Annotated in this window: 15 protein-coding genes and 2 tRNA genes; 8 read left to right on the forward strand and 9 right to left on the reverse strand. The window is 72.4% G+C overall.

All coding sequences use genetic code 11. The annotated features are described in order from the left end of the window. Positions 1-134 precede the first annotated feature (134 nt). Positions 135-1,928, reverse strand: a complete 1,794-nt coding sequence (locus tag B9O00_RS23835) for a DUF2268 domain-containing putative Zn-dependent protease (protein WP_085125250.1) — start codon at positions 1,926-1,928, stop codon at positions 135-137. A 213-nt stretch (positions 1,929-2,141) separates the two neighbouring features. Between B9O00_RS23835 and B9O00_RS23840 the strand changes: the two genes are divergently transcribed. The 3 genes from B9O00_RS23840 (at position 2,142) to B9O00_RS23850 (ending at position 5,100) form a co-directional block, all read left to right on the forward strand. Then, positions 2,142-3,152 carry a TRAP transporter substrate-binding protein gene (locus tag B9O00_RS23840; RefSeq protein ID WP_085125251.1) on the forward strand — a complete coding sequence of 337 codons (1,011 nt, stop codon included), beginning with the start codon at positions 2,142-2,144 and terminating at the stop codon, positions 3,150-3,152. A gap of 83 nt (positions 3,153-3,235) precedes the next feature. Then, on the forward strand, positions 3,236-3,799 hold the full coding sequence (locus tag B9O00_RS23845) for a TRAP transporter small permease (protein WP_159460310.1): 564 nt from the start codon (positions 3,236-3,238) through the stop codon (positions 3,797-3,799). Beyond that, positions 3,796-5,100: a TRAP transporter large permease gene (locus B9O00_RS23850; RefSeq protein ID WP_085125253.1), complete on the forward strand. Its 1,305-nt coding sequence runs from the start codon at positions 3,796-3,798 to the stop codon at positions 5,098-5,100. The genes B9O00_RS23845 and B9O00_RS23850 overlap by 4 nt, the downstream gene beginning before the upstream one ends. A 21-nt stretch (positions 5,101-5,121) precedes the next feature. Here the strand turns inward: B9O00_RS23850 and B9O00_RS23855 are convergent, their stop codons facing one another. After that, positions 5,122-5,526: a hypothetical protein gene (locus tag B9O00_RS23855; protein WP_085125254.1), complete on the reverse strand. Its 405-nt coding sequence runs from the start codon at positions 5,524-5,526 to the stop codon at positions 5,122-5,124. Between the two features lie 83 nt (positions 5,527-5,609). Then, positions 5,610-5,918: a hypothetical protein gene (locus tag B9O00_RS23860; RefSeq protein WP_089229778.1), complete on the reverse strand. Its 309-nt coding sequence runs from the start codon at positions 5,916-5,918 to the stop codon at positions 5,610-5,612. 161 nt (positions 5,919-6,079) lie between these two features. On the opposite strand from B9O00_RS23860, the gene B9O00_RS23865 reads away from it, so the two are divergent. Further along, positions 6,080-6,166: transfer RNA gene (locus tag B9O00_RS23865), tRNA-Leu, on the forward strand. Between the two features lie 92 nt (positions 6,167-6,258). Next, a tRNA-Leu gene (locus tag B9O00_RS23870) sits at positions 6,259-6,345 on the forward strand. An 89-nt stretch (positions 6,346-6,434) separates the two neighbouring features. Here B9O00_RS23870 and B9O00_RS23875 read toward each other — a convergent pair. From B9O00_RS23875 to B9O00_RS23885, 3 genes are all read right to left on the reverse strand, one after another. Continuing rightward, positions 6,435-6,842: a COG4315 family predicted lipoprotein gene (locus B9O00_RS23875; protein WP_085125256.1), complete on the reverse strand. Its 408-nt coding sequence runs from the start codon at positions 6,840-6,842 to the stop codon at positions 6,435-6,437. A 106-nt stretch (positions 6,843-6,948) separates the two neighbouring features. Beyond that, positions 6,949-7,473, reverse strand: a complete 525-nt coding sequence (locus tag B9O00_RS23880; RefSeq protein WP_085125257.1) for an isoprenylcysteine carboxylmethyltransferase family protein — start codon at positions 7,471-7,473, stop codon at positions 6,949-6,951. Between the two features lie 3 nt (positions 7,474-7,476). After that, positions 7,477-8,526 (reverse strand): type III polyketide synthase, encoded by a 1,050-nt coding sequence (locus B9O00_RS23885; protein ID WP_085125258.1) that lies wholly within the window; start codon positions 8,524-8,526, stop codon positions 7,477-7,479. An 89-nt stretch (positions 8,527-8,615) separates the two neighbouring features. Between B9O00_RS23885 and B9O00_RS23890 the strand changes: the two genes are divergently transcribed. The 3 genes from B9O00_RS23890 to B9O00_RS23900 all read left to right on the forward strand — a co-directional run bounded on the left by B9O00_RS23890 (position 8,616) and on the right by B9O00_RS23900 (position 12,154). Beyond that, positions 8,616-9,497 carry an alpha/beta fold hydrolase gene (locus B9O00_RS23890; protein ID WP_085125259.1) on the forward strand — a complete coding sequence of 294 codons (882 nt, stop codon included), beginning with the start codon at positions 8,616-8,618 and terminating at the stop codon, positions 9,495-9,497. 180 nt (positions 9,498-9,677) lie between these two features. Next, on the forward strand, positions 9,678-11,177 hold the full coding sequence (locus B9O00_RS33895) for a DUF502 domain-containing protein (protein WP_235017187.1): 1,500 nt from the start codon (positions 9,678-9,680) through the stop codon (positions 11,175-11,177). 11 nt (positions 11,178-11,188) lie between these two features. After that, positions 11,189-12,154, forward strand: a complete 966-nt coding sequence (locus B9O00_RS23900; RefSeq protein ID WP_085125260.1) for a protein-L-isoaspartate O-methyltransferase family protein — start codon at positions 11,189-11,191, stop codon at positions 12,152-12,154. Here the strand turns inward: B9O00_RS23900 and B9O00_RS23905 are convergent. The 3 genes from B9O00_RS23905 to B9O00_RS33900 all read right to left on the reverse strand — a co-directional run. Next, positions 12,075-13,298: an MFS transporter gene (locus tag B9O00_RS23905; RefSeq protein WP_085125261.1), complete on the reverse strand. Its 1,224-nt coding sequence runs from the start codon at positions 13,296-13,298 to the stop codon at positions 12,075-12,077. The genes B9O00_RS23900 and B9O00_RS23905 overlap by 80 nt on opposite strands. Positions 13,299-13,432: 134 nt before the next feature. Continuing rightward, on the reverse strand, positions 13,433-13,726 hold the full coding sequence (locus tag B9O00_RS23910; RefSeq protein ID WP_085125262.1) for a GIY-YIG nuclease family protein: 294 nt from the start codon (positions 13,724-13,726) through the stop codon (positions 13,433-13,435). Between the two features lie 203 nt (positions 13,727-13,929). Continuing rightward, on the reverse strand, positions 13,930-14,212 hold a 283-nt coding region (locus B9O00_RS33900; RefSeq protein ID WP_235017188.1), incomplete at its 5' end, for a transposase.

Genomic DNA, 14,212 nt, shown 5'->3' on the forward strand with positions numbered 1-14,212 from the left:
GCTGTTTCAGCTCTTGCGAACAGGGCCGACCGCCGTCCCCCACAACCCGATCGACCGCGGCGTGAAGTCTAGCCGAGCGGGGGACGCCGGTCGACCGGGGGCCGGGCAGAGCCGCCGGCGCGCCGGCGGCGGCGTCAGGGGTCGTCGGGCGGCGGGCCCGGGCCGACCTTCTCGTAGTCCCACTCCATCGGCGCCGGAGCGCCCGGCATCCGCGCGATGCGCAGGTGGAGATGACCCTCCGAGCAGTCGTAGACGTAGCCGGCGGAGTAGAGGTGCTCCGAGAAGTACTGGGGCAGCCGCACGGTCATGCGCTCGTCCTTCAGGATCAGCTCGGCGGTGCCGGCCGAGGCTTCGCTGAGCGCGCAGACGTCGAGGATGCCGTTCTTGGTGCTCCAGTAGCCGGCGCCGCCGCCGCTCGCCCGGATCCGGCTGCCGTAGTGGTCGCCCTTCTCGGTGTAGGCGTCGGTCGTCGTGCCGATCGTGCTGACGCCATAGTGGTAGCGGCCGTCGCCGCCGACGGTCAGCTTGCGCCCCTCGTCGTCGGCCGTGGTCTCGGTGTCGTAGCTCGCCCAGGTCCCGGAGGCCCGCTCGATCGCCTCGAGCTGGGTCGCCAGCCATTCGTTGAGGCCGCCGGAGGTCAGCCGCCAGGTGCCGACCAGGCAGGAGTCGTGGTCCGCGCCGCGGGTCCGCTCCCGGTAGCCGCCGCAGCCGCAGGCCTCGCGGCCTGCCTCGTCCCGGGTCGCCTGGATGGTCAGGCGGAAGCCCTCGTCGGTCAGCCCGATGCCGCCGAGGCGGAAGCGCTTCTCCTCGCCGGCCTCGACCTCGATCCGCTCCGGCAGCTCCCGCCAGCCGCCGGTCTCCGCCGGGTCGCGGACCTTCCAGCCGCCGACCTCGTCGCGCGTCTCGATCGTCCACCTGCCGCAGGTGAAGATCAGGTCGGCGCGATAGAGCGCCAGGCGCTCGCCCTTCAGGCTGCGGGTCGCGTCCTCGGTCCAGAGGAAGCTTTCGCCCGGCTTCGGGTTGACCGGCAGCCGCCGGGCGTCGGGATAGAGCAGGTCCCGGTCCAGGTAGTCCTGCAGGTACTCCTGCCAGTGCTCCCGGTCGATCACCTCGGCGGCGGCGTCCAGCTGCGCCGCCTTGCCGCCGTCCGGTGCCAGATGCAGGTAGTTCAAGACCGCCGCCGGGCCCCAGCTGCGCCCGTACCAGGACCAGAAGACGAAGGCGTCGTAGCTGGAATCGACGATCGGATGGTCGGGCGTGCGCTTGTCGTAGGCCGGCAGGTAGCTGGCGCTGGCGTCGCGCTCCGGATAGGCGAGGTTGGCGAACCACTCGGCGCTGCCCTCGACCCACCAGTCGTCCGGCCGGCCGGCGCGCCGGCCGCGCATCTGCTCCGGCGCCAGGGCGTACTGCACGCAGTGGAAGAACTCGTGCGCGACCATGACGTCGAGCTCTTCCTCGGCCACGTTGCCCGGATAGACCAGGATCAGGCACTCGTCGCCGGAACGGCCGTCGGCGACGCCCTCGGCGAAGCTGCGCCGGTCGGCCTCGACCGCCTCGGGATCGCGGGGATCGGGGGCGGTCGCGCTGGGCAGCAGCCCGGTGACCACGACCAGCAGGTTCGGCACCGTGCCTCTGCCGATCTCGCGCAGCGTCTCGGCGGAGCGCTCGATCGCCATGCGGGTCGTCTCGACCGGGACCGCCCAGTCGTCGCGGATGGTCTGGTCGCGGACCATGTGCACCTGGCGCGGCCCGCGCGGCGTCTGGATGTTGAAGGTGGCGATGTCGTCGCAGGACGCCGAGCCGCCGAGCCGCGGCTCGGCGTCGGCGGCATAGCCGGGAATCGTGCAGTCAGCCCGCGCCGCGGCGGCGAAGGCGACCGGGAAAGCGGCGCAGCACGAGATCGCCAGCGCCTTCGTCAGGAGTCGCATGGCCTGTCCCCCGGACAGGTCCCCCAAGGTCGCGTGCACCCCTGGCGCGAACGCTAGCCCCCGGGCTGGCGTGCCGCAACCCTCGGCCGGTCGCCCTTTCGCGCTTGCGTAGCGCGCGGCCCTAAGATGCAATGCGCGGCACGACCGGCTCGGTCGGGTCGCCTCGGGACGGCGTCCGCCGGGACCGGCAAGAAGAACAGGGAGAACCAAAAGATGATCGAGACCAGCCACCGCAGCCTGCGTGGAGGCCTGCTCGGCCTCGGCGCCGGGCTTCTGCTCGCCGCCGGCCTCGGCGTCGCGGCCGGCCCGGCCGCGGCCGAGACCTGGGACATGCCGGAGGCCTATTCGGCGACGAACTATCACTCCGAGAACAACGCCGCCTTCGCCGCCGCGGTGACCAAGGCGACCGGCGGCAAGCTGGAGATCAAGACCCACCCCGGCGGCTCGCTGATCGGCGGCGGCGAGATCTACAGCTCGGTGCGGCGCGGCATCGCGCCGATCGGCGAGCGCCTGATGTCGGCGCTGGGCAACGAGAACCCGCTGTTCGAGATCGACGCGATCCCCTTCGTGGCGACCTCCTTCGCGGACGCGATGAAGCTCTACAAGGCCTCGAAGCCGGAGATCGTGAAGATCATGGACGAGCAGGGCCTGGTCTTCCTCTTCGCCGTGCCCTGGCCGCCGCAGGGGCTCTACACGAACAAGCCGGTCACCAAGATCGAGGACATGAAGGGCGTGAAGTTCCGCGCCTACAACGCCGCGACCTCGCGCCTGGCCGAGCTGATGGGGGCGATCCCGACCAAGATCGAGACCGCCGAGCTGTCCCAGGCCTTCGCGACCGGCGTCGCCGAATCGATGATCTCCTCCGGCTCGACCGGCTACGACCGGCAGCTCTGGGAGTACGTGAAGTACTGGTACGACACCCAGGCCTGGCTGCCGAAGAACATGGTCTTCGCCAACAAGGATGCCTGGAACGGCCTCGACGAGGCGACCCGCAAGATCATCCGCGACGAGGCCGCCAAGGCCGAGAAGGCGGGCTGGGCCAAGGCCGAGGAGCTGTCGGACTGGTACAAGACCGAGCTCGCCAAGCACGGCATGGAGGTCGGCCCGCCGAGCGCCGAGCTGGCCGCCGGCTTCAAGACGGTCGGCGCGACCATGGCCAAGGAGTGGAAGGAGAAGGCCGGCGAGGCCGGCCAGAAGGTCCTGGACGCCTACAGCAAGATGTAGGACCGGGCCGGCGCGGCGCCTGACGACGGCGCCGCGCCGGCGGTCCCTTGCGGCCCCGCTCGCCCTCCATTGGTCGCCGTCCCGTGACTGACACCCCTTCGTCCGCCTCGCCGGTCCTGCGCCTGCTCGACCGTCTGGAGCCGCTCTACCGCGCCTGCGGCCTGGTCGCCGCGGGCTTCCTGATCGCGCTCACGGGGCTCGTCCTGGCGTCGATCCTGTCGCGCCTCGCCGGCGTCTTCCTCGGCGGGGTCACCGAGCTGGCCGGCTATGCCATGGCGGCCGGCTCGTTCTTCGCCCTCGCCTGGACCTTCAAGACCGGCGGGCACATCCGCGTCGCCCTGCTGATCAACCGCTTCGGCGACCGCGGCCGGGTCAACGCCGAGCGCTGGTGCCGCGCGGTGATGGCGGCCGGCGCCTGCTATCTCGCCTTCTACATGGGGCGCCTCGCCTGGTTCTCCTGGCTGTTCGGCGAGCGCAGCGAGGGCTCGGCCGCCTTCCTGCTGTGGGTCCCCCAGAGCCTGGTGACGATCGGCGCCGCGGCGCTGGCCCTGGCGACGCTCGATTCCTTCCTGCGCGTGCTCATCGAGCCCGAGCGCGCCCTGGCCTCGCCCGAGGCCGACACCAAGGGCTCGGGAGGCGAGCCGTGAGCGAGCTGCCGCTGATCGCGCTCTTCGTCTTCTCGCTGTTCTTCCTGCTCGGCTCGGGCGTCTGGGTCGGCAGCAGCCTGCTGGTCTGCGCCTTCATCGGCATGGAGCTCTTCACCCACCGGCCGGTCGGCGACTCGATGGCGATCACCATCTGGAGCTCGCAGTCGTCCTGGACCCTGACCGCCCTGCCGATGTTCGTCTGGATGGGCGAGATCCTGTTCCGCTCGCGGCTCTCCGAGGTGCTGTTCCGGGGGCTGACACCCTGGCTGCAGTACCTGCCGGGCGGCCTGCTGCACGTGAACATCGCCGGCTGCGCGATCTTCGCGGCGATCTCCGGCTCCTCGGCGGCGACCGTCGCGACGGTCGGCAAGATGTCGGTGCCGGAGCTCCGCAAGCGCGGCTATCCCGAGCGCATGAACATCGGCACCCTGGCCGGTGCCGGCACGCTGGGCCTGCTGATTCCGCCCTCGATCTCGATGATCATCTACGGCGTCACGGTCAACGAATCGATCGCCCGGCTGTTCATCGCCGGGATCCTGCCGGGCATCTGCCTGGCCCTGCTGTTCATGACCTACGTCGTCGTCTGGGACCTGGTCAGCGGCAAGACCAAGCGCGAGTACATCCGCTTCACCGCCCGCGAGCGGCTGCGCTCGCTGCTCGACCTGCTGCCGGTGCTCGGCCTGATCCTGGCGGTCATCCTGTCGATCTACACCGGCTTCGCGACGGCGACCGAGGCGGCGGTGCTGGGCGTCGTCGGCTCGCTGGCGCTCTCGGCGATCCAGCGCAGCCTGACCTGGGAGACCTTCCGCGAGTCCCTGCTCGGCGCCGTGCGCACCTCCGCGATGATCGCCTTCATCCTGATGGGCAGCTCCTTCCTGTCGCTGGCCATGGGCTTCACCGGCATCCCGGCGGCGCTGGCCGAGGGCATCGGGGCGCTGCACCTGGGGCCGCTCGAGCTGATCGCGCTGCTGACGGTCTTCTACATCGTGCTCGGCTGCTTCCTCGACGGCATCTCCTCGATCGTGCTGACCATGGCGGTCATCGAGCCGCTGGTCCGCCAGGCCGGCTTCGACATGATCTGGTTCGGCATCTACCTGATGATCGTCGTCGAGATGGCGCAGATCACGCCGCCGATCGGCTTCAACCTCTTCGTGCTGCAGGGCATGACCGGCCACGACATGGGCTTCATCGCGCGCGCCAGCCTGCCGATGTTCCTGATCATGGTGCTGGCGGTCGTGCTGCTGGTCTGGTTCCCCGAGGTCGCGACCTACCTGCCCTCGATCATGAACGGGCCGGGGTAGGGGCGCGCGCCTCCGCGGCCCTCACTCCGTGAAGTGGATCTCGACGGCGCCGGCCTCGAAGGGCAGCCCGGCGCCGAGGGTCTCGGGCGGCAGCGGGTCGACGCCGCCGGGCAGGTAGATCTCCAGGCAGAGGTGCCCGGCGACGCTGGACAGGCGCTTGTCGCCGGCGCGCGGCAGCGGCACGCCGCCGGTGACGCACCAGCGGATCATCGCCGCGCCGATCTCGGCGGCGCTCAGCGTCCAGTCGGCCTGCTCGCCGCCGTCGAGGGCGTCGATCAGCAGCGTGACCTCCTCGTGCAGCTTGACGCCGACGATCGTGCCGGGCGGCAGGGCGTAGCAGGCGAGGCCGCTGCTGAACTGGGCGCTGTCGAGGGCCTGGCGCAGCACCGGCATGGGAAAGACGATCTGGCGGAATTCCGTGACCATGGCGTGGCATCCTGCCGCCTGCAGGTTCCCGCTTTCTTAACGGCTCCTGCGCGTCGGCCGGGCGAGGCCGCCGGGGCGAGCGCTCAGCGCTTCGCGCCGGGGCGTCCGTCGCCGGTCCGGGCCCCCGGGGCCGCGCCCGGGCGCCGGGCCGCCCGGCGGTCGAAGACGCTCTGGTCGCTCGCCTCCTCGTCGGCGCCGGACCGGCTGGAGTAGAACAGCAGGCCCATGAGCACGACGGCGAGGGCGAGCGACAGCGTGCAGCCCAGGGCGAAGGCCAGCCAGCCCTGCCAGCTCATCTCCGTGCCGGCGATGCGGCTCCAGGAAACGGCCGCGAAGGCGAGCAGCAGGCCGCAGACGAGCAGGATCTGGGCGAGGCGGGGATGGCGTTTCATGGGCTTCATATAGCCGCCCGCGGGGGCGCCTCCAAGGTGCCGTCCGGTGGCCCGCCGGGGCCGCCCGAAAATCGTGCCGAGGGGGGCAAGACTGCCCTTGTCTTTCCTTTTCGCCCCCGCTAGATAGTGCGGCCTACCGCGCCGGGACGGCTCGGCCCTAGGCGGCTGTGGCGGAACTGGTAGACGCGCAGCGTTGAGGGCGCTGTGGGGGAAACCCCGTGGAGGTTCAAGTCCTCTCAGCCGCACCAAGCCTCCTCCTCGAGGACCTTGGGCGGGCTGGAAGGCGAGCTTCCGGTGCGGCAGGACGGGCCTGGACGGGCCCGAGGTTGGTGCGTGTCCCGCGGCTGTGGCGGAATTGGTAGACGCGCAAGATTCAGGTTCTTGTGGGGGAAACCCCGTGGTGGTTCGAGTCCACTCAGCCGCACCAACCCTTCGTCCGACGGCTTCCAGACAGAGACGAGACGCCGCCCCCTCCGGGGGAGGCGGCGCCGTGTCCCTGCCCGGCGGCGGCCCGGCTCAGCCGTGCGCCGCGTGCCAGACGCCCTCGGCGCCGTCGCCGTTGACCTCGCCGGGCTTCGTGTCGCCGACATAGCCGTAGAGCGGCCGGCCGTCGTAGGCCCACTGCATCGCGCCGTCGCCGCGGGCGACCAGGCTGAAGCCGTCGTGCGGCCTGGCGCCCGGCGCGGCCTCGGCCGGCGGCCAGGCGGCGGCGCAGAGGCCGGTGCAGCTCGAGCGGCCGTCCCTGTCCTCGTCGTAGACGTAGAGTGTCATGCCGTGCGCATCGACCAGCACCTTGCCGGCGCTGGTCTGCCGGGTCGCGCCCGGTCCGCCGGCGTCGAAGGCGGGCGCGGCGCAGCCGGCGACCAGGGCCGCGACCAGGATCGAGGCGGCGGCCAGGGCCGGCGCCGCGCGAAGAGATGTCATGTCGTTCAACTCCCTGCCAATGAAGGGCTCACCGCCCAGGCGCGGAGCTAGTCCCGCTGCCGGTCGCGGCCAATCACGGCCGATGACAAGCGCGTGAGAGGGCGGCTCACCGGGGCGGCGCCGGCGCCCGATCGGCGAGCGCGGCCTCCTCGACGCGGATCCGGTGCCAGGTCAGCGGCAGGTTCAGCAGGCTGGCGGCGAGCGCCAGCCACCAGGCGCCGAAGGCCAGCGGCAGCACCGCCAGCTCCAGGGCGACGACCAGGTAGTTCGGATGGGCGATCCAGCGGTAGGGCCCGCGGCGGCGCAGCGGCGCGCCGGGCAGGGTGATGACGCGGGTCGTCCAGAAGCGCCCGAGGCTGGCGACGACCCAGAGCCGCGCCAGCTGCAGCAGCACGAAGAGCCCGAGCAGCGCCCAGTCGGGGCGCGTCGCCGGCGCCACGCCGAGGCCGAGGGCGATCAGCCAGCCGCCGTGCAGCAGCACGAAGAGCGGATAGTGCCGCCGGCCGTGCTCGACGGCGCCGGCGGCACGCAGCCGCCGCTCGTTGCGCGTCGCCCAGGCGAGCTCCGCCAGCCGCTGCGCCGCGACCAGCAGCGCGACGGCCTGGGCCCAGCCGAGCCAGCCGAACTCCACGGCTCAGGTCTCGAGCAGCACGAAGCCGGCGGTGAAGCCGGGACCGAGGGCGCCCAGCAGGTGCCGACCGGTCAGGCCGCGCTCCAGCTTGCGGGCCAGCGCGAAGAGCACGGTCGGCCCCGACATGTTGCCGTAGAGGCGCAGCACCTCGCGCTCGTCCTGCAGCCTGCCGCAGGGCAGCCCGAGCGACTGCTCCAGCGCCGCCAGCACCTTGGCGCCGCCCGGGTGCAGGACGTAGCCGTCGAGGTCGCCCCGGGCGAGGCCGCGCCCGGCCAGGAAGGCGTCGGCTGCCTCGGCGAAGCCCTTGCGGGCGATGCGCGGGATCTCGACCGAGAAGAGCACGCCCAGGCCGTCGTCCTCGACGTGCCAGCCCATGACGTCCAGGCTGTCCGGCCAGCGCCGCTCGCCCCAGCCGGCGAGCGCCGGCGCCGGCGCTTCGGCGTCGGTCGAGAGCAGCGCCGCGGCGGCGCCGTCGGCGAAGAGGGCGCAGGCGATGATGTTGCTCTTCGAGTGGTCCTGCGGCCGCAGGGTCTGGGTGCAGAGCTCCAGCGACAGGAACAGCACCTTTGAGCCGGGCGCGGCTTGCGCCAGGGCGGCCGCGCGCGCCAGGCCGAGCGCGCCGCCGGCGCAGCCCAGGCCGAAGACCGGCAGCCGCTGCAGGTCGGCCCGAAAGGGCAGGCGCTGCATCAGCTGGGCGTCGAGCGAGGGCACGGTGAAGCCGGTCGTGCAGGTCACCACCAGGGCGTCGACCTCGTCGGGCGCCAGGTCGGCCTGCTCCAGGCAGTCGAGGATCGCCCGCTCGGCGAGCGGCGGCGCGGTCTCCAGGAAGTCGGCGTGGCGCTCCCGCCAGCCGCGCGGCCGGGCCAGCCGTTCGAGCGGCAGGGCCGAGCGGCGCTCGGCGATGCCGGTGTTGCCGAACGACGGCAGCAGCCGCTCGATCTCGCTGTCGGCGGGATCGAACAGGCGGGTCGCGAAGGCTTCGACGGACGCGAGGTCGAGGCGATGGGGGGGCAGTGCCGTGGCCAGCGAGACCAGGCGCGGTCTGAGTGTCATTCGGTGATTATGCTCCGGGGCGGGCGCTTGTGCGTGATATTGCTTGGAACGCGGCGAAGGCAAAGTCTGGCGGGCGGAGTCACGGCAACGTGTTCGACGGGTTCGAGACGAGGCGCATCGCGACCTCGGGGGCGGAGATCCATCTCAGGATCGGCGGCGACGGCCCGCCGCTGATCCTGCTGCACGGCTATCCGCAGACCCACTTGATCTGGCACCGCATCGCCCCGGCGCTCGCCGAGCGCTTCACCGTCGTCTGTCCCGACCTGCGCGGCTGCGGCGACAGCTCGAAGCCGCCGGGCGGCGGCGACCACTCGGCCTATTCCAAGCGCGCGCTCGCCCGTGACGTCGTCGAGGTCATGGAGACGCTCGGCTTCGTCCGCTTCGCGGCGGCCGGCCACGACCGCGGCGGCCGCGTGCTGCACCGGCTCGCGCTCGACCATCCGCAGCGCCTGATCCGCGCCGCGGTGCTCGACATCGCGCCGACCCGGGCGATGTACCAGGCGACCGACCAGGCCTTCGCGACGGCCTATTTCCACTGGTTCTTCCTGATCCAGCCCTACGACCTGCCGGAGCGCATGATCGGCGCCGATCCCGACGGCTGGCTGCAGACCTGCCTGGACCGCTGGGGCCGCACGCCCGGGGCCTTCGATCCCGAGGCGGTCGCCGAGTACAAGCGCTGCTTCCGCGAGCCGGCGGCGATCCACGCGACCTGCGAGGACTACCGGGCGGCGGCGACCATCGACCTGGAGCACGACGCCGCCGACGAGAACCGCCTCGTCGAGTGCCCGCTGCTGGCGCTCTGGGGCGGGCAGGGCCTCGTCGGCCGGACCTACGACGTGCCGGCCCTGTGGCGCGTGGCGGCCGAGCGGGTCGAGGGCGGGCCGCTGCCCGGCGGCCACTTCCTGCCCGAGGAGGCGCCGGAGGAGACCCTGGCCGCGCTCTCGGGCTTCTTCGGCAGCGGCGCCTCCTGAGCGGCCGCCGGGCCCGGCCGGGCATGGCCCCGGAGGCCCGAGTCGCGCTAAGCTCCTTCGGCGGTGCAGCAACGCCGGCGGCCTGCGGGCCGTCGCGGGCCTGCGACGCGGCGGCGCCTATAGCGCAGGCCCGAAAGAGGGCCATATAGAGGCGAAACCCTCCCTCGATCCGGGACATTGATGCGGAAGAACAAGGACGACGGGCCGGCCGACGGCGATCCGATGGCGAAGCTGGCGCACCGCCGCGGACCGCTCGGCCGTATCCGGAACTATTTCCTCGCCGGCGTGCTGGTCACGGCACCGCTGGCGATCACCGTCTGGATCGCCTGGGGCGTCGTCGCCTTCGTCGACGAGACGGTCATGCCGATGCTGCCGGAGGGCTGGAATCCCGAGACCTACCTGCCGTTCTCGGTGCCCGGCATCGGCGTCCTCCTGACCCTGGCCTTCGTGACCCTGGCCGGCATGGTCGCGGCCGGCTACCTGGGCCGGCTGTTCATGGGCTACGGCGAGCGCCTGCTGGCCCGCGTGCCGGTGTTCCGCAGCGTCTATTCCGCGATCAAGCAGATCTTCGAGACGGTGCTGGCCCAGCGCTCCCAGGCCTTCCGCCAGGTCGTGCTGGTCGAGTACCCCTACGAGGGCTGCTGGGCGATCGGCTTCGTCACCGCCGAGGCGCGCGGCGAGGTCCAGCGCCTGACCAGCGAGGACGTCGTCGCGGTCTTCATCCCGGCCGTGCCGAACCCGACCACCGGCTTCCTGCTGTTCGTGCCGAAGCCCCAGGTCCATCCCCTCGACATCTCGGTCGAGCAGGGGCTGAAGCTGGTGATCTCCGGCGGCATCGTCGTGCCCGACCCGAACGCGCGGCCGAGCGCGCTGCAGGTCGCCGCCCCGCCGCCGCCGAGGCGCCTCGGGCTGTTCGCCAAGCTGCGCAACTACTTCCTGGCCGGCCTGCTGGTCACCGCGCCCTTCGCGATCACCCTGTGGCTGGCCTGGCGCGTCGTCTCCTTCGTCGACGCCCGGGTCGCGCCGCCGATCCCGCTGCACTGGAGCCCGGGCTTCCTGCTGGCGCGCGGCTTCCACGACTACCTGGTGCCGCTGCTGCCGCCCGGCTGGCACGCCGCCCAGTGGATTCCGGCCGGCGGCGTCGGCGTCGACATTCCCGGCGTCGGCCTGCTCATCGTCTTCGTCGGCCTGACCCTGATCGGCATGCTCGCCGCCGGCCTGATCGGCCGCTCGCTGATGCGGGCGACCCACTTGGCGCTGGCCCGCGTGCCGATCGTCGGCTCGATCTACGGCGCGCTGAAGCAGATCATGGAGACCGTGATGGCGGCGCGCTCCGACGCCTTCCGGGAGTGCGTGCTGTTCCAGTACCCGCGGCGCGGCGTCTGGGCGGTCGGCTTCATCACCGGCAAGACCGAGGGCCACGTCCAGGAGCTGACCGCCAGTCACGTCATCAACGTCTTCCTGCCGACGACGCCGAACCCGACCTCCGGCTTCCTGATGTTCGTGCCGGACTCCGAGGTGGTCCGCCTGTCGATGACCGTCGAGGAAGGCCTGAAGCTGGTCGTCTCGGGCGGCATCATCACGCCGCCCGACCGGACCGTCGGCGACTTCGACGAGACCGAGCTGGCGGTCGGTTCCAACATCGGCGAGACCGCCCGCCGCGTCGCCAGCGGCGACTGAGGAGGGGCGGCATGGCGCGGCCGGTGGCGGGCGAGCCGTTCGGCGAGCGGGAGCTGGCGGTCGTTCGCCGTGCCTTCGCCCGGCAGATGCTCGTCGCGGCGGCGGTCGCCGACAACGCGCGGCTGGAGGCGGCCTTCGCCAGCGTCCGCCGCGAGGCCTTCCTGGGTGACGAGCCCTGGCAGGTCGCGGATCTCCGCGCCGGCTACCGGACGCTGCCGGCCAACGATCCCGTGCTGGCCTACCAGGACGTCCTCTTCGCCTTGGCGCCGGGACGCGGCGTCCACAACGGCAGCCCGAGCCTGCACGCCGCCTGGCTGCACGCGCTGGCCCCGGCCCCGGGTGACGAGGTCGTCCACCTCGGTGCCGGCACCGGCTACTACAGCGCGCTGCTGTCGCGGCTGGTCGGGCCCGAGGGACGGGTGACCGCGGTCGAGCTCGACGCGGCGCTGGCCGGGCGGGCGCGAGCCAATCTGGCGGCTTTCACCAACGTCGTCGTGACCGAGGGCGATGCCGTCGACTGGCCGCGGCAGACGGTCGACGCCGTCTACGTGAACTTCGGCACGATGCGGCCGGCCGCGGCCTGGCTGGAGCACCTGGCGCCCGGCGGCCGGCTGGTCCTGCCGCTCGCCGTGCCGGCACCGGCGCCCGGCGGCGCCTTCCAGCGCTCGCGGCACGGCGCCGGGCTGCTGGTGATCCGGACGGGCGAGGGCTTCTCCGCGCGCTCGCTCGGACCGGCCTACTTCGTGTTCGCCGAGGGACCGCTGGCCGGCGACGACGCCGATCGCCAGGCCCTCGGGGCAGCCTTCGAGCGCGGTGGCATCGAGTTCGTGCGCAGCCTGGTGTGGAGGCGGCCGGTCGATCCGGCGCGCTGCTGGCACGTCGGAGCGGGGTGGGGCCTCAGCTACGATCCGCCGGGCCGGCCGGCCACGCCGGCCGGCGCAGCAGGGCCCGGCCGAGCAGGGCCAGGCCGAAGCTGACCGCCGAGGCGCCGGCCATCATCAGGCAGAGCGTCGAGTGCAGCCCGCCGGCGAAGCCCGAGGCGGCGAGCGCCGTGCCGAGCGCGCCGGAGACGACCTGCACGGCACCGATCAGCGAGGAGGCGAGGCCGGCGCTGCCGCCGCCCGGCTCCAGCGCCATCGCCGTGGCGCTCGGCAGCAGGATGCCGAAGGCCAGCAGGTAGAGGCAGAGCAGGCTCCAGAACAGCACCGTCGGCACCGCGCGGTCGTGGATCAGGCCGAGCCCGATCCCGGCGGCCAGCGCGATCGCCGCGCCGCCCAGCAGCACGGCCTCGCGGCCGAGCCGGCGCGCCGCCAGCCGGGCCGCGAAGGAGCCCAGGATGAAGGAGCCGGCGTTGAAGGCGAAGAGCAGGCCGAAGGCCTCCGGCGAGACGCCGTAGCGCTGTTCGGCGACCGTCGCGCCGACCGCCAGGAAGCCGGCATAGCCCAGGAACGCCGAGGAGGAGATCGCGGTGCCGAGATAGAACTCCGGCGCGCGGAACAGCGGCCCGAGCAGGCGCAGGTAGTCGGCGAACGGCAGGGCCGCGCGGCTGCCGGGGCGCCGCCGCTCGCTGTCCGGCCCGTCGAGCACCCGGCGCACGCCGAGCAGCAGCAGCAGCGAGAAGCCGGCGAGCAGCCAGAAGATCTGCCGCCAGTCGCCGAGCGCCAGCACGCCCGAGCCGATCGCCGGCGCGACCAGGGGCGCCAGGCCCATGATCGCGGTCATGCGCGCGATCAGCGTCGCGGTCGCCGGGCCGCCGCCCTGGTCGCGCGCGATCGCCCGGGCGATGACCGGCGCGCCGCCGCCGGTGGCGCCCTGGACCAGCCGCGCCAGGAACAGGATATCCAGCGAGCCGGCGAGCGCGCAGACCGCGCTGGCCGCGAGGAAGCCGGCGAGGGCGAAGTAGAGCGGCTTCAGCCGGCCGTAGCGGTCGCTGAGCGGGCCCCAGAACAGCTGGCCCGGCCCGTAGCCCAGCAGATAGCCGGTGACCAGCGCAGCACCGGCCGCCGGCGAGGCCGCCAGCGCCCGGCCGATCTCCGGCTGCGCCGGGATCATGATGTCGACCGCGGTCGCGGAGACCGCGGTCAGGGCGCCGAGGACGGCGATGAAGCGCAGGGAGGTCAAAGAGGGCTCCTGGGGTGGTCGACGCCGTCACGTCCCTCGACAAGCTCGGGACGAAGCGACCGCTGGAGCGGACAGCGCAACTCGCCGCGCGCTCACACGATCGCTTCGTCCCGAGCCTGTCGAGGGACGTGGCATCACGAGCTCGACGGCGTCGCCGTCCGAGCCAGCGTGCGCAGCCTATCCCAGTCGCGCGCGATCAGGGCCTCCTTCTTGGCGCGCGACCAAGTCTTGATCCGGCGTTCCATCTCGATGGCATGGATCGCCAGCGGGAAGTGTTCGGCAAAGACCAGCTCGACCGGCAGTCTGCTGGCGGTGTAGCCGCCGAAGTATCCCGCGTTGTGCTTGGCGACCCGATCTTCGAGGTCTTTCTGGGCCAAGCCGGTGTAATAGCTGCCGTCGCGGCAACGGAGAAGGTAGACCCAGGGCATCGGGCCATCGTCCGCGCTTCCACGCCCCTCGACAAGCTCGGGACGAAGCAGACTTGGAAGCAAGCTCGCGCGATCGCTTCGTCCCGAGCTTGTCGAGGGGCGTGGAAGCACATCACCGTCGCGCCTAGGAGCCTGTCCGGCTAAAGGCGCGGCGGTTTGGGCGGCTGGGGGTGGTGGCTTGTCGAGCGGTGCATGTCTGGTGGTCAGGCGGTGCGTGCGATGAGGAGCTTTGCGAGGTTGTGGACGGTGCAGACGAGGGCCCACTCGTGACGGACCTTGGCGTATCCGCGCAACAGGAACTGGCGGAAGCCCCTGGCCGCCTTGATCTGGCCGAACACCGGCTCGACGACCTGCTTCCTGAGGCGGTAGCGGCTGCGCGGGCCGGCGCGTCTGAGCTTGGCGTCCATGGCGGCCATGCGGCTGCCCGGGGCGATGCGTCTGGCGCCGGTGTCGCCGGCGCGGCCGTGGCGGGCGCGGCCGGGCATC

Origin of the sequence: Tistlia consotensis USBA 355 (assembly GCF_900177295.1) — a bacterium.
Taxonomy (GTDB): domain Bacteria; phylum Pseudomonadota; class Alphaproteobacteria; order Kiloniellales; family DSM-21159; genus Tistlia; species Tistlia consotensis.